The organism is Salmonella sp. SAL00653 (genome assembly GCF_046552515.1).
In the GTDB taxonomy this organism is placed as follows: domain Bacteria; phylum Pseudomonadota; class Gammaproteobacteria; order Enterobacterales; family Enterobacteriaceae; genus Salmonella; species Salmonella enterica.
This window is the reverse complement of sequence record NZ_JBGDTY010000029.1, coordinates 12,378-27,704: the sequence shown is the minus strand read 5'-3', so window position 1 is coordinate 27,704 and position 15,327 is coordinate 12,378. Positions and strand designations below refer to the sequence as shown.

At 53.8% G+C, this 15,327-nt stretch carries 19 protein-coding genes and 1 CRISPR repeat array; of the genes, 2 read left to right on the top strand and 17 right to left on the bottom strand.

Annotation, left to right across the window (positions count from 1 at the left end):
- Positions 1 to 127: 127 nt before the first annotated feature.
- Positions 128 to 1,120 carry an RNA polymerase sigma factor RpoS gene (gene rpoS / locus ACLJRU_RS22745; protein WP_079961218.1) on the bottom strand — a complete coding sequence of 331 codons (993 nt, stop codon included), beginning with the start codon at positions 1,118 to 1,120 and terminating at the stop codon, positions 128 to 130.
- Between the two features lie 62 nt (positions 1,121 to 1,182).
- On the bottom strand, positions 1,183 to 2,253 hold the full coding sequence (nlpD, locus tag ACLJRU_RS22740) for a murein hydrolase activator NlpD (protein WP_223365458.1): 1,071 nt from the start codon (positions 2,251 to 2,253) through the stop codon (positions 1,183 to 1,185).
- Between nlpD and ACLJRU_RS22735 the strand changes: the two genes are divergently transcribed.
- Positions 2,183 to 2,341, top strand: a complete 159-nt coding sequence (locus ACLJRU_RS22735; RefSeq protein WP_223148970.1) for a peptidase — start codon at positions 2,183 to 2,185, stop codon at positions 2,339 to 2,341. The two genes, nlpD and ACLJRU_RS22735, sit on opposite strands and share 71 nt — an antisense overlap.
- A 138-nt stretch (positions 2,342 to 2,479) precedes the next feature.
- Here the strand turns inward: ACLJRU_RS22735 and ACLJRU_RS22730 are convergent, their stop codons facing one another.
- From ACLJRU_RS22730 to cysD, 10 genes are all read right to left on the bottom strand, one after another.
- Complete coding sequence (locus ACLJRU_RS22730) at positions 2,480 to 3,106, bottom strand: protein-L-isoaspartate(D-aspartate) O-methyltransferase (protein ID WP_000253545.1); 627 nt, start codon at positions 3,104 to 3,106, stop codon at positions 2,480 to 2,482.
- Positions 3,100 to 3,861 (bottom strand): 5'/3'-nucleotidase SurE, encoded by a 762-nt coding sequence (gene surE, locus ACLJRU_RS22725; protein ID WP_001221538.1) that lies wholly within the window; start codon positions 3,859 to 3,861, stop codon positions 3,100 to 3,102. The genes ACLJRU_RS22730 and surE overlap by 7 nt, the downstream gene beginning before the upstream one ends.
- On the bottom strand, positions 3,842 to 4,891 hold the full coding sequence (gene truD, locus ACLJRU_RS22720; protein WP_000134246.1) for a tRNA pseudouridine(13) synthase TruD: 1,050 nt from the start codon (positions 4,889 to 4,891) through the stop codon (positions 3,842 to 3,844). Before truD ends, surE begins: the two co-directional genes overlap by 20 nt.
- Positions 4,888 to 5,367: a 2-C-methyl-D-erythritol 2,4-cyclodiphosphate synthase gene (gene ispF, locus ACLJRU_RS22715; RefSeq protein ID WP_001540800.1), complete on the bottom strand. Its 480-nt coding sequence runs from the start codon at positions 5,365 to 5,367 to the stop codon at positions 4,888 to 4,890. Before ispF ends, truD begins: the two co-directional genes overlap by 4 nt.
- Entirely contained in the window at positions 5,367 to 6,077 is a 711-nt protein-coding gene (gene ispD, locus ACLJRU_RS22710; protein WP_000741645.1) for a 2-C-methyl-D-erythritol 4-phosphate cytidylyltransferase, read from the bottom strand. The genes ispF and ispD overlap by 1 nt, the downstream gene beginning before the upstream one ends.
- An 18-nt stretch (positions 6,078 to 6,095) precedes the next feature.
- Positions 6,096 to 6,407 carry a cell division protein FtsB gene (ftsB, locus tag ACLJRU_RS22705; RefSeq protein WP_000517480.1) on the bottom strand — a complete coding sequence of 104 codons (312 nt, stop codon included), beginning with the start codon at positions 6,405 to 6,407 and terminating at the stop codon, positions 6,096 to 6,098.
- A gap of 190 nt (positions 6,408 to 6,597) precedes the next feature.
- Positions 6,598 to 6,921 carry a DUF3561 family protein gene (locus ACLJRU_RS22700; protein ID WP_023235206.1) on the bottom strand — a complete coding sequence of 108 codons (324 nt, stop codon included), beginning with the start codon at positions 6,919 to 6,921 and terminating at the stop codon, positions 6,598 to 6,600.
- A 50-nt stretch (positions 6,922 to 6,971) separates the two neighbouring features.
- Positions 6,972 to 7,577 carry an adenylyl-sulfate kinase gene (gene cysC, locus ACLJRU_RS22695; RefSeq protein WP_001173659.1) on the bottom strand — a complete coding sequence of 202 codons (606 nt, stop codon included), beginning with the start codon at positions 7,575 to 7,577 and terminating at the stop codon, positions 6,972 to 6,974.
- Positions 7,564 to 9,003 carry a sulfate adenylyltransferase subunit CysN gene (gene cysN, locus ACLJRU_RS22690; RefSeq protein WP_001092261.1) on the bottom strand — a complete coding sequence of 480 codons (1,440 nt, stop codon included), beginning with the start codon at positions 9,001 to 9,003 and terminating at the stop codon, positions 7,564 to 7,566. Before cysN ends, cysC begins: the two co-directional genes overlap by 14 nt.
- Positions 9,004 to 9,012: 9 nt before the next feature.
- A complete protein-coding gene (cysD, locus tag ACLJRU_RS22685) occupies positions 9,013 to 9,921 on the bottom strand; it encodes a sulfate adenylyltransferase subunit CysD (RefSeq protein WP_000372384.1) in 909 nt (302 codons plus the stop codon).
- A gap of 250 nt (positions 9,922 to 10,171) precedes the next feature.
- Here cysD and ACLJRU_RS22680 point away from each other — a divergent pair, with 250 nt between their 5' ends.
- Positions 10,172 to 11,218: an aminopeptidase gene (locus ACLJRU_RS22680; protein WP_000490481.1), complete on the top strand. Its 1,047-nt coding sequence runs from the start codon at positions 10,172 to 10,174 to the stop codon at positions 11,216 to 11,218.
- Between the two features lie 16 nt (positions 11,219 to 11,234).
- A CRISPR array of direct repeats spans positions 11,235 to 11,566; the repeat unit is 27 nt; unit sequence GTTTATCCCCGCTAGCGCGGGGAACAC.
- Positions 11,567 to 11,662: 96 nt separating this feature from the next.
- On the opposite strand, the gene cas2e is transcribed toward ACLJRU_RS22680, so the two are convergent.
- From cas2e to cas7e, 5 genes are read right to left on the bottom strand one after another with little or no spacing between them, the layout of a single operon-like run.
- Positions 11,663 to 11,956 carry a type I-E CRISPR-associated endoribonuclease Cas2e gene (cas2e, locus tag ACLJRU_RS22675; RefSeq protein WP_001518648.1) on the bottom strand — a complete coding sequence of 98 codons (294 nt, stop codon included), beginning with the start codon at positions 11,954 to 11,956 and terminating at the stop codon, positions 11,663 to 11,665.
- The gene (cas1e, locus tag ACLJRU_RS22670; RefSeq protein ID WP_000144833.1) at positions 11,956 to 12,876 is read right to left on the bottom strand and encodes a type I-E CRISPR-associated endonuclease Cas1e; all 921 of its coding nucleotides are present in this window, start codon (positions 12,874 to 12,876) and stop codon (positions 11,956 to 11,958) included. Before cas1e ends, cas2e begins: the two co-directional genes overlap by 1 nt.
- Positions 12,873 to 13,523, bottom strand: a complete 651-nt coding sequence (cas6e, locus tag ACLJRU_RS22665; protein ID WP_001540803.1) for a type I-E CRISPR-associated protein Cas6/Cse3/CasE — start codon at positions 13,521 to 13,523, stop codon at positions 12,873 to 12,875. Before cas6e ends, cas1e begins: the two co-directional genes overlap by 4 nt.
- Positions 13,505 to 14,251 (bottom strand): type I-E CRISPR-associated protein Cas5/CasD, encoded by a 747-nt coding sequence (gene cas5e, locus ACLJRU_RS22660; RefSeq protein WP_000085112.1) that lies wholly within the window; start codon positions 14,249 to 14,251, stop codon positions 13,505 to 13,507. Before cas5e ends, cas6e begins: the two co-directional genes overlap by 19 nt.
- 10 nt (positions 14,252 to 14,261) lie before the next feature.
- A complete protein-coding gene (gene cas7e / locus ACLJRU_RS22655) occupies positions 14,262 to 15,320 on the bottom strand; it encodes a type I-E CRISPR-associated protein Cas7/Cse4/CasC (protein WP_000206408.1) in 1,059 nt (352 codons plus the stop codon).
- Positions 15,321 to 15,327: the final 7 nt, after the last annotated feature.

The window sequence follows — 15,327 nt, the reverse complement described above, 5'->3', positions numbered from 1 at the left end:
GGCGTTTGAACTCAGTCATCATTACGTTCTCCGGATTTAAGTCTGGAACGTGTCAACGCTATTCAGGACGGGTCAAACGGTAAAAAAAAGGCCAGTCTGTCGACTGGCCTTTTTTTGACAAGGGTACTTACTCGCGGAACAGCGCTTCGATATTCAGCCCCTGCGTCTGCAGTATTTCGCGCAGACGGCGCAGGCCTTCAACCTGAATCTGACGAACACGTTCACGCGTAAGACCGATTTCACGGCCTACATCTTCCAGTGTCGCAGCTTCATATCCCAGCAGACCGAAACGGCGCGCCAGCACTTCACGCTGTTTGGCGTTCAGTTCGAACAACCATTTGACGATGCTCTGTTTCATATCGTCATCTTGCGTGGTGTCTTCCGGACCGTTCTCTTTTTCATCGGCCAGGATGTCCAGCAACGCTTTTTCGGAATCACCGCCCAGCGGGGTGTCTACCGAGGTAATGCGCTCGTTGAGACGAAGCATACGGCTGACGTCATCAACCGGTTTATCCAGTTGCTCTGCAATTTCTTCCGCACTCGGTTCGTGGTCCAGTTTATGCGACAACTCACGTGCGGTGCGCAGGTATACGTTCAGCTCTTTAACAATGTGAATCGGCAAGCGAATCGTACGGGTTTGGTTCATAATCGCCCGTTCGATTGTCTGGCGAATCCACCAGGTTGCGTATGTTGAGAAGCGGAACCCGCGTTCCGGGTCAAACTTCTCGACTGCACGGATAAGCCCCAGGTTGCCCTCTTCAATCAGGTCCAGCAACGCCAGTCCACGATTGCCATAACGGCGGGCAACTTTTACCACCAGACGCAGGTTACTCTCAATCATGCGACGGCGAGAAGCGACATCTCCACGCAGTGCGCGACGCGCAAAATAGACTTCTTCTTCGGCTGTTAACAGTGGTGAATACCCAATCTCACCAAGGTAAAGCTGAGTCGCGTCCAACACACGCTGTGTGGCCCCTTGCGATAACAGCTCTTCTTCAGCCAGGTCGTTATCACTGGGTTCCTCTTCACTCAAGGCTTTTTCGTCAAAAGCCTCTACTCCGTTCTCATCAAATTCCGCGTCTTCATTTAAATCATGAACTTTCAGCGTATTCTGACTCATAAGGTGGCTCCTACCCGTGATCCCTTGACGGAACTAGCAAGTCAAAGCCTGGTTCCGCCGCTTTATCGCTGCGGTAAATAACGCAGCGGGTTTACGGATTTCCCCTTGTAACGAATTTCAAAATGCAAGCGTGTAGAGCTGGTGCCGGTGCTACCCATAGTAGCGATTTTTTGCCCCGCCTTAACTTCCTGTTGTTCCCGGACCAGCATCGTATCATTATGGGCGTAGGCACTCAGGTAATCATCGTTATGTTTGATGATAATAAGATTACCGTAACCACGCAGTGCGTTACCGGCATATACGACGCGCCCATCAGCGGTTGCGACGATAGCCTGTCCCTTACTGCCTGCAATGTCGATCCCTTTATTGCCCCCTTCGGAAGCGCCAAAGTTTTCGATCACTTTGCCATCCGTCGGCCAGCGCCATGCGGAAATCGGCGCGCTGGTTGACGTACTGCTTGCATTTGGTTCGGTCGTGCTTACCGTTGGTGCCGTTACAGGCGCTGTGACAACCGTCCCAGCAGGCTTGTTGTTTGGCAACATTTTGTTAGCACTTTGTTCACCTGAGCCCTCAGAATACGTAATTGTTGGTTGAGACGCAACTGCAACGGTGGAATTTTGTGCAGACCTGGTCACAACTCCTTGCTGTGCTGCATCCGCCTGGGTGATCGCATTTCCGCCAGTAATTGGCGTACCGGATGCGTTACCAACTTGCAAAGTTTGCCCTACATTCAGGCTATACGGGGCAGAAATACTGTTTCTCTGGGCCAGATCGCGGAAATCGTTCCCGGTAATCCAGGCGATGTAAAAAAGCGTATCACCCTTTTTCACGGTGTAAGTACTGCCACCCGTATAGCTACCTTTCGGAATATTCCCATACTGGCGATTGTATACAATTCGCCCATTTTCCATTTGCACGGGTTGTTCCGCGACCGGTTGAGTTTGCATGGGCTGCGTTACAGGACGCTGAACGGGTTGAATTTGCGGCGCTTGTTGCGGCGTCGCGCCCATTTTTGGCGGCGGTGTGATCAACATCCCGGAATTGGTATTTGATGACGAACCACTGTCCACAGACGTGACCGGCGCCGGAGGGTTTGACGAACTGGTACAACCTGCCAGCCATAGTGAAACCAGTGATAGTGCCGCAATGCGACTAACGGTGAATTTTGGGCTTCCCGCGCTCATTTATCCCCCAGGAAAAAATTTGGTTAACAACCAGTGACGTAAGAACCGTGCAACGCATTAAGTGAACACGGGAAAATGTGTTCACGATACGCTTAACCCACCGGGAATAACCAGGAAAACTCCAGGTATTCGTTTCGGCTTCATCAGGCGTAATAGTGGCTGTTTGCAGAGCAAACTAGGCCAGCTCTCCCTTGACTAACGGGACGAAGCGAACGGCCTCCACGGTATCGATAATAAATTCGCCGCCCCGGCGACGCACGCGTTTCAAAAACTGCTGCTCATCGCCCACGGGCAGAACAAGAATGCCGCCTTCATCCAACTGTGCCATGAGCGCGGTAGGAATTTCCGGTGGCGCGGCCGTCACAATGATAGCGTCAAACGGCGCACGCGCCTGCCAGCCTTGCCAGCCATCGCCATGACGGGTAGAAACATTATGTAAATCGAGCTGCTTCAGGCGGCGACGCGCCTGCCATTGCAGCCCCTTAATCCGCTCAACGGAGCAAACGTGATGTACCAGATGCGCCAGAATCGCCGTCTGATAGCCGGAACCGGTGCCAATTTCCAGCACCCTGGATTGCGGCGTCAGTTCGAGCAGTTCCGTCATTCGCGCCACCATATAGGGCTGCGAAATCGTCTGACCCTGGCCTATCGGCAAAGCGATATTTTCCCAGGCCTTATGTTCAAACGCTTCATCAATAAATTTCTCGCGCGGCACTGCAGCAAGCGCATTAAGCACCTGCTCATCTCTGATGCCCTGCGCGCGCAATTGTTCAAGAAGAGCCTGTACACGTCCACTTACCATTGCGTGCCAACTCCCACGCTGTCTAACCAGTCTGAAACCACATCATGCGCGCTGTGCGCGGTTAAATCCACATGCAACGGCGTGACGGAGACGTAGCCTTCATCCACCGCCGCGAAATCGGTATCCGGCCCGGCATCGTATTTATCGCCCGGCGGGCCAATCCAGTACAATGTATTACCGCGCGGATCTTCCTGCGGGATTACTTTATCCGCTGGATGGCGGCTACCACAGCGAGTCACGCGAATGCCTTTAACCTGCGCTAACGGTAGATCCGGGACATTCACGTTGAGAATACGCCCGGTACGCAACGGCTCCCGGCTTAACCCTCGCAAAAGCGCGCAAGTCACGGCCGCAGCCGTATCATAATGCTGATAGCCGTTAAGGGAGACCGCTAATGCCGGAAAGCCGAGATGACGACCTTCCATCGCCGCGGCGACAGTACCGGAATAGATCACATCATCGCCCAGATTCGGACCCGCGTTAATACCGGAAACGACAATATCCGGACGCGGACGCATTAAGGCATTAACGCCCAGATAGACGCAATCGGTCGGCGTCCCCATCTGTACAGCGATATCGCCATTATCAAAGGTAAAAGTACGAAGCGAAGATTCCAGCGTGAGGGAATTAGACGCGCCGCTGCGGTTACGATCCGGGGCTACGACCTGTACATCAGCAAACTCACGCAGCGCTTTCGCCAGCGTTTGTATACCGGGCGCGTGAACCCCGTCATCGTTACTCAGCAATATGCGCATAATCACCCATTGTGTTGATCAGTTCCCTTACTACGCTGGTGGCAAAACTGCCTGCGGGCAGCCAGAAACGTAACTCGACGGTAACGTCATCCCACCAGTTCCAGCTTAATTGTTGCGGATAAAGCAGCATCGCTCTGCGCGACGCCTCTACTTTTTCGCGCAGCAACAGCGATTGCAACACCGTTTCCTGGGCAATGGCATCTTGCTCAAACGCCAGCGCCGCACGCTGTGTTCCCCACTCTCCGCTGCCCGGCAACGACGCTGTAATCATCAGCTCTTTTTCGTCTACCCGGCGCTGCAATTCAGGCAGTTCTTCAGATGTCGCGACGAACCAGCTTCCACGCCCCGCTAATTGTAGCGCATCGCCGTCAACAACTTGATTAAAGTCTGGTTTCTTCAGCCGCTGGTGAACAATTTGATTAAACAACGCGCTACGCGCCGCCGACAACCAAAAACTGCGTTTATTGCGATCGCGCACCGGCGCGTTACTTTGCGCCCAGCGCAGCGCGCCCTGCAAGTTGCTGCCGCCAATGCCGAATCGCTGTGCGCCGAAATAGTTCGGCACGCCGCCATCGCGAATCGCCTGCAATCGTGTTTCGACATCGCGGCGATCGCTTATTTCACGCAACACCAGCGTAAAGGCATTGCCTTTCAGCGCGCCTAAACGCAGCTTACGCTTGTGACGCGCGTATTCCAGCACTTTACAACCTTCCAGCTGAAAGGCGCTGAAATCGGGCATCTCTTTCCCCGGCACGCGCGCGCACAGCCACTGCTCGGTAACGGCGTGTTTATCTTTTTGCCCGGCAAAGCTCACTTCGCGAGCGTGAATTTTCAGGAATTTCGCCAGCGCGTCAGCGACAAAACGGGTATTGCAACCGTTTTTCAAAATACGCAGCAGAATGTGCTCGCCTTCACCATCCGGCGTAAAGCCTAAATCTTCAACTACCACAAAATCTTCCGGATTCGCTTTCAGCAATCCGCTACCTTGTGGTTTTCCGTGCAGCCAGGTGAGATTGTCAAACTCTGTCATTTCGCCGCCTTCATCAGCAACGCGACCGCTTCGCAGGCAATGCCTTCTCCGCGTCCGGTAAATCCGAGCTTTTCCGTCGTCGTCGCCTTCACGTTAACGTCATCCATATGGCAGCCGAGATCTTCGGCGATAAAGACGCGCATTCGCGGAATATGCGGCAACATTTTCGGCGCCTGCGCAATAATGGTGACATCTACGTTGCCAAGGGTGTACCCCTTCGCCTGAATACGACGCCAGGCTTCGCGCAGTAGTTCGCGGCTATCCGCTCCCTTAAATGCCGGATCGGTATCCGGGAAGAGCTTGCCGATATCGCCAAGCGCCGCCGCGCCCAGCAGCGCATCGGTCAGCGCATGTAACGCCACATCGCCATCGGAATGCGCCAATAGCCCTTTTTCATAAGGAATACGCACGCCGCCAATAATAATCGGCCCTTCTCCGCCAAACGCGTGTACGTCAAAACCGTGTCCAATTCGCATTATGCTTTCTCCTGGTGGATGGTTCGGGTCAGATAAAATTCCGCCAGCGCCAGATCTTCCGGACGGGTGACCTTGATGTTATCCGCGCGACCTTCTACCAGCACCGGATGAAAACCACAATACTCCAGCGCTGACGCCTCGTCGGTGATGGTCGCGCCTTCATTCAGCGCACGCGTCAGACAATCGTGCAAGAGTTCGCGGGGGAAAAACTGCGGGGTGAGCGCGTGCCATAAATCGGCGCGCTCTACGGTATGGGCAATCGCGTTTTTCCCTGGTTCGCCGCGTTTCATGGTGTCGCGCACCGGACTGGCGAGGATACCGCCGACCCGGCTGTTTTCGCTGATGGCCAGTAACCGCGCAAGGTCATCCTGATGCAAACAGGGTCTTGCCGCGTCGTGCACCAGCACCCACTGCGCCTCTGCAACGGCCTGTAACCCGGCCAAAACGGAATCAGCGCGTTCGTTGCCGCCATCCACAACGGTGATTTGCGGATGATTCGCCAGCGGAAGTTGGGCAAAGCGATGATCGCCAGGGCTGATAGCAATAACAACGCGTGTCACCCGAGGATGCGCCAGCAGCGCATGAACTGAGTGCTCCAGAATGGTTTTATTACCGATTGAGAGATACTGCTTAGGACATTCTGTTTGCATTCGGCGGCCAAATCCGGCAGCCGGCACCACGGCGCAAACGTCCAATAAAGTGGCTGCCATGTTAAATCCCTGGATGGTTTATCGATGAGTTTGCCCCGCCGTTGCCGCGCGTTTTGAGGCGTCAGGCACCAGACGATAGAAGGTTTCGCCCGGTTTGGTCATGCTAAGTTCGTTGCGCGCGCGCTCCTCAATCGCTTCCTGGCCGCCATTGAGATCGTCAATTTCGGCAAAAAGCTGATCGTTACGCGCTTTAAGTTTGGCGTTTGTCGCCTGCTGCGCGACCACATCATCGTTGACGCGGCTATAGTCATGTATGCCGTTCTTACCGAACCACAGCGAGTACTGTAGCCAGACCAGTAAAGCCAGCAACAGCAGCGTTAGTTTACCCATCCTGCCCCCTGAAAAACGGCATCATCATCCCATAACGTCCTCTGTGACTCCACATTCAGGACGGGATTGCCGCGACAACGCCGGCAAATGTACCACATTTGCCGGATGTTACGTATACCCGAGTAAGGAGAACATAATCTCATTGTTGGTTACGGTTTGAATTATGACCGGAGGCGCAGTGATAACCCGTCTACCCTAATAGCCATATAAATAACGCGCCGAATAGCGCGCCTACCGCCAGTAGAGTAAACATAATGCTAAAAAGTATTTTGCCCTTTACCAGCAGATGCAACACAATACCGATAATCACCGATACCGGCATTAACGCGAGGAAAAAGGGCCAGGTATAGAGGAAAAAAAACAGCGTGTTAGGGCCATAAAGCAGAAAAGGGATCCCCAACGCCAGCAGCCATGACATAAAGCCGACCACCGCCCCCGGAAATGCACTGGTGGCGTCATCGTCGACCATGAAGGCGTCTGACCTTGTGAAAGTAATGTTATGGCTATTACGCATATTAAATCCTGTAACCTTGACCATACCGGGCATACAAGCCCGGTGGTGTCTCAGGATCTGATAATATCGCGCCGTCTCAGCAGGTCTAATAATTGGGAAACCAAATTTGTTACTAATTGTTCACCATTAAGATGAACCTGTGGCGAGTCAGGCGCTTCGTAAATGGCGTCGATGCCGGTAAAGTTACGCAACTCGCCCGCGCGCGCTTTTTTATACAACCCTTTAGGATCGCGCTGTTCACAGATAGCCAGCGGCGTATTGACATAAATCTCGATAAAACGATCGTGTCCGACGCGCTCTTTTACCAGTTGCCGCTCGGCGCGGTGCGGAGAAATAAATGCCGTCAAAACAATCAGACCGGCGTCCGCCATCAGACTGGCCACTTCGCCTACCCGCCGGATATTCTCCTGGCGATCGGCATCGCTAAAACCTAAATCACGGCACAAACCGTGGCGCACATTATCGCCATCCAACAGGTAGGTACTGACGCCACGGTGATGTAACGCCTCTTCCAGCGCGCCGGCCACCGTTGATTTTCCCGAACCGGAGAGTCCGGTAAACCACAGCACCACGCCACGGTGGCCGTGGAGCTGTTCACGGGCGGCGACAGTAACGGGATGAGAGTGCCAGACCACGTTCTCATCATGCAGCGCCATGTTTATCTCCCAGCAAATCGCGGGCGTCCCAGTGCGGAAAATGACGGCGTACCAGCGCATTCAGCTCCAGCTCAAACGCACTGTATTCCACGGACGGCGTCGCTCCGCGTTCGTCCAGTTCCCGCACCATGCCAGCGCCCACGGTGACGTTAGAAAGTCGGTCGATAAAAATCAGCCCGCCCGTCACCGGATTTTGCTGATAAATATCCAGCGCGAGCGGCTCATCGAATGTCATCTCCACCAGACCAATACCGTTTAACGGCAGGCTCTCGACGTCTCGTTGGGTCAGATTGTTGATATCAATCTGATAGCGAATAGCCTCGATACGCGCGCGGGTTTTCTTACCCGCAAGTTTAACATCGTAGCTTTGGCCCGGCGCCAGCGGCTGTTCCGCCATCCATACCACGTCGATCGCGGCGTGCCGCGCAGGTGCCAGCGTCTCGTTTGCCGCCAGCAGCAGATCGCCGCGGCTAATATCAATGTCGTCGTTGAGTACCAGGGTAATGGCTTCGCCCGCACAGGCTTCTTCTTTATCGCCATCAAAAGTGACGATACGCGCCACGCTGGATTCCACGCCGGACGGCAGCACTTTAATGCGCTCTCCGACTTTGACGCTACCAGACGCCAGAGTGCCGGCATACCCCCGGAAATCAAGGTTCGGGCGATTGACGTATTGTACCGGAAAGCGCATCGGCTGACGGTCTACCGCACGCTGTATGTCTACCGTTTCCAGGACTTCCAGCAGCGTCGGACCGCTGTACCAGCGCATATTCGCGCTCTGCGCGGCGACATTATCCCCTTCCAGCGCCGAAAGCGGGACAAAGCGAATATCCAGATCGCCCGGCAACTGTTCAGCAAAGGTCAGGTAATCTTCGCGAATACGAGCGAAGGTCTCCTCGCGGTAGCCAACGAGATCCATTTTGTTGATTGCCACTACCAGGTGTTTGATCCCCAACAGAGTGGAGATAAAGCTATGGCGACGCGTCTGATCCAGCACGCCTTTACGCGCGTCGATCAGTAGGATCGCCAGATCGCAGGTGGACGCTCCGGTCGCCATATTCCGGGTATATTGTTCATGGCCCGGCGTGTCGGCGATAATAAATTTTCGTTTTTCCGTGGAGAAATAGCGGTACGCGACGTCAATAGTAATGCCCTGCTCACGCTCGGCCTGCAGCCCATCTACCAGCAGCGCCAGATCGAGTTTTTCTCCCTGCGTGCCATGACGTTTACTGTCATTATGCAGAGAAGAGAGCTGATCTTCATAAATTTGCAGGGTATCGTGCAGCAAACGACCTATCAGCGTACTTTTACCGTCATCAACGCTGCCACAGGTTAAAAAACGCAGCAGGCTTTTGTGTTGTTGGGCAATCATCCAGGCTTCGACGCCGCCTTCATTGGCGATTTGTTGTGCAAGTATGGTGTTCATGGCGACTCCTTAGAAATACCCCTGACGTTTTTTAAGCTCCATCGACCCCGCCTGATCGCGGTCAATCATCCTCCCCTGGCGCTCGCTGGTGGTAGAAACCAGCATCTCTTCGATAATTTCCGGCAGCGTTTGCGCGTGGGATTCCACCGCCCCGGTGAGCGGCCAACAGCCAAGTGTACGGAAGCGCACCATCCTTTTTTTGATGACTTCGCCAGGCTGGAGATCGATACGATCGTCATCCACCATCATCAACATGCCGTCACGTTCCAGAACCGGGCGTTCAGCAGCCAAATACAGCGGCACGATGTCGATGTTTTCCAGCCAGATGTATTGCCAGATATCCTGCTCTGTCCAGTTGGAGAGCGGGAAGACGCGTATACTTTCGCCTTTATTAATCTGACCGTTATAGTTACGCCACAACTCTGGCCGCTGATTTTTCGGGTCCCAGCGATGGAAACGGTCACGAAAGGAGTAAATACGTTCTTTCGCGCGGGATTTTTCCTCATCGCGCCGTGCGCCGCCGAACGCGGCATCAAAACCGTACTTATTCAGCGCCTGCTTTAACCCTTCGGTTTTCATAATGTCGGTGTGTTTAGCGCTACCGTGAACGAACGGATTGATGCCCATCGCCACGCCTTCCGGATTTTTATGTACCAGCAATTCGCAGCCGTATGCGTTGGCGGTACGATCGCGAAAGGCGTACATCTCACGGAATTTCCAACCGGTATCAACGTGCAATAGCGGGAACGGTAACGTACCCGGATAAAACGCCTTACGCGCCAGATGCAGCATAACGCTGGAGTCTTTACCAATGGAGTACAGCATGACCGGGTTAGCGAATTCCGCTGCCACTTCACGGATAATGTGGATACTTTCCGCCTCCAGTTGCCGCAGGTGGGTGAGTCGTTTTTGATCCATAACCGTTCCTTTGCAATACCGTTTTTTGCTAAACATTTCGATTACACGACTATAGGGAGCGCGGGAGAGTGAATGAAATGACGAATTGGAATGAATAGTTCCTCAAAGGAATAACGCGGCCCAAAAACCAATATCAAAAAATGCTTAACGTACCGGATTGCCAGCATTTAGGAGCAAATGAAATTGTATTAACACGATCGCGGTTTCATACTAGCCACGTAAAATTTTGTTCTGTATTTAAGGACTCATTATGTTTTCCGCAACGCGCCGCTTTGCCGTCATTCTGGCGCTCGGCGTAGGCTTTATCCTTCCTGCACAAGCAGCATCACCAGGGCCTGGTGAAATAGCGAATACTCAGGCACGACATATCGCCACCTTTTTTCCCGGGAGAATGACGGGCTCCCCCGCCGAGATGTTGTCTGCCGATTATTTACGCCAACAATTTACCCAGATGGGATACCAAAGCGATATTCGAACGTTTAATAGCCGATTTATTTATACCACGAAGGATAATCGCAAAAACTGGCATAACGTGACGGGCAGTACGGTCATCGCCGCCCATGAAGGGCGCGTGCCGCAACAGATCATCATTATGGCGCATCTGGATACGTACGCTCCGCAGAGCGACGCTGATGTCGATGCCAATCTGGGCGGTTTAACGTTACAGGGAATGGATGATAATGCCGCGGGATTAGGCGTTATGCTGGAACTGGCGGCGCGTCTGAAAGATATACCGACCCATTACGGGATTCGTTTTATCGCCACCAGCGGGGAAGAAGAGGGAAAGCTAGGCGCGGAAAATTTACTCAAACGAATGAGTGACGCTGAGAAGAAAAATACGCTGCTGGTGATTAATCTCGATAACCTGATTGTTGGCGACAAGCTCTATTTTAATAGCGGGAAAAATACGCCGGAAGCGGTGCGTACACTGACCCGCGATCGAGCATTAGCGATTGCGCGCCGTTATGGTATCGCCGCCAACACCAATCCGGGACGCAATCCATCCTACCCCAAAGGAACGGGTTGCTGTAATGATGCGGAGGTTTTCGATAAAGCGGGAATATCGGTGCTTTCTGTTGAGGCGACGAACTGGAATCTGGGTAAAAAAGACGGATACCAGCAACGCGTGAAAAATGCATCCTTCCCGAACGGCAATAGCTGGCACGACGTACGGCTTGATAATCAACAGCATATTGACAAGGCGCTGCCAGGGAGGATTGAGCGCCGTAGCCGCGATGTAGTGCGGATAATGCTGCCGTTGGTAAAAGAGCTGGCGAAGGCGGAAAAAACGTCCTGATAAGCTGGTGAAACGTGTTTATCCCCGCTGACGCGGGGAACATTTTTCAGCCCTTGTCGACTGCGGAACGCCCCTCGGTTTATCCCCGCTGGCGCGGGGAACACTGGCCGCGCAAATCGTCATGATTTAATTGCGTCGGTTTATCCCCGCTGGCGCGGGGAACACTGGAAGATATTGAAAGCGCCCAATCTTCCCAGCGGTTTATCCCCGCTAGCGCGGGGAACACGGCATGATACGCGCTGACGAAACGTTATCCGACGGTTTATCCCCGCTAGCGCGGGGAACACCCAGTGTGCTGGAGTGAGGCGTGAATATGCAGCAGTTTATCCCCGCTAGCGCGGGGAACACACTAAAACTATATATTTGTTCTAAAAGCCCTTTTTTACTACATAACAAACTACCAACGGTAAGATAACAATTCCTTATTATTAAAGAACATTCAACTTATTGATTTTCAACAGGAAGAAAAGAAACCAAACGCAGTCCATCCAAATCTACCGGAATACGTCTGTTTTCACCCCAGGTCTGGAACTCAAAACCAGACTCAGTATTTGTTGCCCAGGCCATTACTACGTTTCCGACTCCGCCAAGCTGTGTGATCTGTTGCCAAATCATTTCCCGAATACGCTTCGAGGTATCGCCAACATAAACACCTGCACGAACCTCAAGTAACCAGACGGCAAGACGTCCCCGCAGGCGCGGCGGTACGTTTTCCGTGACCACAACCACCATACTCATCAACCATGCCCCCGATGGCCGCTATCACCCAGTGATTCAGGTTCCGGTATTGCTGGCGGCAGCATATCCGGCGCAGGCTGAGGTGGTTCAATTTCACCGGCAGCGAGCACCTCTTCGATCAGCGGGATCAATTTTCCGGTCAGCTTCGAACTGCGAAAAATATCCCGGCAGGCCAGGCGCACTTCTTTATCAGGTTCCGCCGGGTGACGAGCGGCGATCTCAAATGCTTTGGGCACCACCGATTCAAATTTGATGATATCGGCAATGTCATAAACAAAAGAAAGCGGCTTACCGCTATGGATAAAACCGATAGCCGGCGCATATCCCGCCGCCAGGATAGCCGCTTCTGAAATCCCGTACAGGCACGATGTCGCCGCGCTAATACATCGGTTGACGACATCCCCCTTCTCCCAGTCTTTCGGATCATAGTTACGACCATGCCATTTCACGCCATACTGCTTCGCCAGTAATGCATAGGTCGCCCGCACACGGGATCCTTCAATACCGCGCAGTTGCTCAACGGAACGACGGGCGGGAGGCGGCTCACGAAAACGCAGTTCATACATTTTGCGGACTACTTTAAGCCGCAGGTCATCATCTAACGCCAGCTTTGCCTGATAAAGCAACTTATCGGCTCGTGCGCCACCGGGTTGTCCGGAGGAATAGACCCGCACTCCCGCCTCGCCCACCCATACCAACAGGGTGCCGACCGTTGATGCTAAATGCACTGCCGCATGGGAAACCCGCGTTCCCGGTTCCAGCATGATACAAGCGACCGAACCGACGGGAATATGCGTGCGGACTCCCGTTTTATCGATCAGCACGAATGCCCCATCCAGCACGTCAATTTGACCGTACTGGAGGAAGATCATCGAGGTTCGATCTTTTAACGGGATCGGGTTGAGCGGTACGAACGTCACGCGTCGTCTCCGGGTTTGATCATCATCATTCCGCAGCCAAACGCCCGGCTTTTACCGTACCCCTGCGCCAGACGTTGCAGGAAAAGCACGGGATCGTTAAGCACCAGCACGCCGGTATAGTCCACGCTGCTAAACTGAATCATCTGCCGGGATTTCTCTCGACGTATCTGCTGCTGCCGATAAGCATCAACGCTCGTTTCGCGCAGTGTGAAGCCATTTTGCTCCCCCTGGCGCGCCAACCACGTCAGCGCCGCTTGCTGCTGATAAGACCAAATATCCTGGCTATCACCCTGCGTTTTACGCTGGCGTTTCGCCTCCATCAGCAAATCGTGACGCTTGCCGTTTTTGCAAACCGTCGGATTGGCGCGCAAGTTAAACCGCAGCGTCTGTCCCGCGCTCAGCATTGGCGCAAATGGGCGAGTCTGCACGTCAAAAATCGCGCTGGCGGCAGGCTGTTCCTGTGAGAGAACAAAAAAGCGAAACGCGCCCTGTAACTCTTCGCGGCGATAAAGAAACTGCCGTTCCTTGCCGCCGGGAAAGAGATCCCATAACCACTGGTGCATCACGTACTCGCCGCACTCCACCAGATGCAAGAGCTGTGCCGGCGAAAGCTCGCTGGTGTGCAGCGTTATTCTTGAGAGATACACGCGTCCTCCTTGCGGAGCCACGGCCCCTGATTCACGCTACGTTCACCGAACAGCCATTGCTGGCGGCTCAACGGCATGTCGCGACGACGTAAAATTTTGCTCGCCGTTAAGCCATCGTGTTCACCTTCCCACCAGCATTCGTTCTGTAATCTGGGGAGAGGCAGTTTCAGCGCATTGAATTGATCCTGATACCAACGATATGCTTCACGCAGGACATCCGCCGCACTCCCTTCCAGCAGTTGCGGCGCAAGCGGCAACGCCAGAGGGTGACTTTTGCGCCCCAGATACAGCGGGAACACAGGATGTTGTAACGACGCCTGAAGCTGCGCCAACGTGTAAGGCGCGTCCGGCGTCGCGCTGACAGCGATCATCCACCAAGCGTCGGTGTAGTAGTCGCGTCGGGAAATCAGCGCGCTCAGTAATTCAGGATCCTGCAACTCTTCACGGCGGCTGAAGTAACGTGCCTTACGTACCTCTTTCGGCATCTGCACCGTGTGATAATCCCGCGCCCAGCGCGGGTTGCCACTGGCGCACAGCAAAAATTGGTAATGACGATTGAAGGCGTTTAGCCGTTCCTCCTCATCGCGGCGAATTCCCAGCGCCGCAGCTAATAACCCCAACAGCGCCGAGCGCGAGGGTAGTTCATGGCTGTGGCGCACTTCGCCTGGCGCATCCACGCCCCAGGAGGCCATCGGCCCATGAAGCTGAAAAACCAGATATTGGCTCATAAGCCGCCCCTTACGCGCAGATGAAGTCAAGCACGTCTTCCATGCTTCCCTGCTGATTCATCACGTCGAAACTGGCGGTATCAGTCCGCTGGCCATAAACCTTATTCATATTCTTATGCAGCGATGTAATACGCTTAACCGCAACGTTCAATTGGTCTGTACCGTTGATCGGTTCATAAAACGCGGCCGCCAGTGAACGTGGTTGGTCGGTGCCTTTTTCGGCCAGCGCCCACGAGGCATAGGCACGGCTGGCAAAGCTGTTCTGTTTGCCGGTCGGCGACACTTTCAGCGCCGCTTCAGTAAAGGCGCGCAGCGTTTTGTTTGCCAGTTCTTCATTGTCGTTCAGGTTTTTCACCAGCAGATCTTTGTTGATGCAGATATAGGTGTAAAACAGCGCGGAGCCAAAGCCGGTTTCGCCGAGATGGCCTGCGCCTGCATCTTCTGCCGATGCCTGGCGTAGGTCATCCACAGCAGTAAAGAAATCGTCTTCGACGATCGTTTCGCTGACGCCGAAGGCGTGGGCGACCTGGCAGGCGGCTTCAACGTTAAAATCAGTTTTCTCCGCTAACATCCGGCCAAACATGGCAATATCGACGGCCATGCGATCTTTACGTAGCAGTGCAAGCTCTTCCTCTTTTGGAGCGCGTTTTTCTTCTGCCAGACGGTGCGCTAGCGCTTTTACGCCCTCAAATTCAGCTGGGCTGATATGCACCAGTTGCCCGGTTTCAGCATTCGTCAACTCATCTTTGGGTTTCTTTTCCGCCTTTACCTTGCCAAAATAGTTAGCGATGTTCTTGACGTACTCAACCGCTTTTTTGGCGTCAATGCCGCTTTCAATCAGGATCTGCGCCGCTTCGCGCGCAATACGTCCGCTACGAATACCGATATTCCCGGCAAGCGCCTGCTCAAACAGTTCCGAGGTACGCCAGGCACGTTTCAGGCTCTGAGAGGAGATACGCAGACGCGTCGCGCCGCCAAGCACCACGTTTTTTGGCGCGCCGGTATCGTCACGGTTGAGGTTGGCGGCAGGATAAGCGGTTAATAAATGGAGCTGAATAAACGTTGTCATAAAGATA

Coding starts and splice junctions, on each gene's coding strand:
- rpoS (WP_079961218.1), bottom strand. CDS start 1,120: ATGAGTCAGAATACGCTGAAAGTTCATGATTTAAATGAAGACGCGGAA.
- ACLJRU_RS22730 (WP_000253545.1), bottom strand. CDS start 3,106: ATGGTAAGTGGACGTGTACAGGCTCTTCTTGAACAATTGCGCGCGCAG.
- surE (WP_001221538.1), bottom strand. CDS start 3,861: ATGCGCATATTGCTGAGTAACGATGACGGGGTTCACGCGCCCGGTATA.
- truD (WP_000134246.1), bottom strand. CDS start 4,891: ATGACAGAGTTTGACAATCTCACCTGGCTGCACGGAAAACCACAAGGT.
- ispF (WP_001540800.1), bottom strand. CDS start 5,367: ATGCGAATTGGACACGGTTTTGACGTACACGCGTTTGGCGGAGAAGGG.
- ispD (WP_000741645.1), bottom strand. CDS start 6,077: ATGGCAGCCACTTTATTGGACGTTTGCGCCGTGGTGCCGGCTGCCGGA.
- ftsB (WP_000517480.1), bottom strand. CDS start 6,407: ATGGGTAAACTAACGCTGCTGTTGCTGGCTTTACTGGTCTGGCTACAG.
- ACLJRU_RS22700 (WP_023235206.1), bottom strand. CDS start 6,921: ATGCGTAATAGCCATAACATTACTTTCACAAGGTCAGACGCCTTCATG.
- cysC (WP_001173659.1), bottom strand. CDS start 7,577: ATGGCGCTGCATGATGAGAACGTGGTCTGGCACTCTCATCCCGTTACT.
- cysN (WP_001092261.1), bottom strand. CDS start 9,003: ATGAACACCATACTTGCACAACAAATCGCCAATGAAGGCGGCGTCGAA.
- cysD (WP_000372384.1), bottom strand. CDS start 9,921: ATGGATCAAAAACGACTCACCCACCTGCGGCAACTGGAGGCGGAAAGT.
- ACLJRU_RS22680 (WP_000490481.1), top strand. CDS start 10,172: ATGTTTTCCGCAACGCGCCGCTTTGCCGTCATTCTGGCGCTCGGCGTA.
- cas2e (WP_001518648.1), bottom strand. CDS start 11,956: ATGAGTATGGTGGTTGTGGTCACGGAAAACGTACCGCCGCGCCTGCGG.
- cas5e (WP_000085112.1), bottom strand. CDS start 14,251: ATGAGCCAATATCTGGTTTTTCAGCTTCATGGGCCGATGGCCTCCTGG.
- cas7e (WP_000206408.1), bottom strand. CDS start 15,320: ATGACAACGTTTATTCAGCTCCATTTATTAACCGCTTATCCTGCCGCC.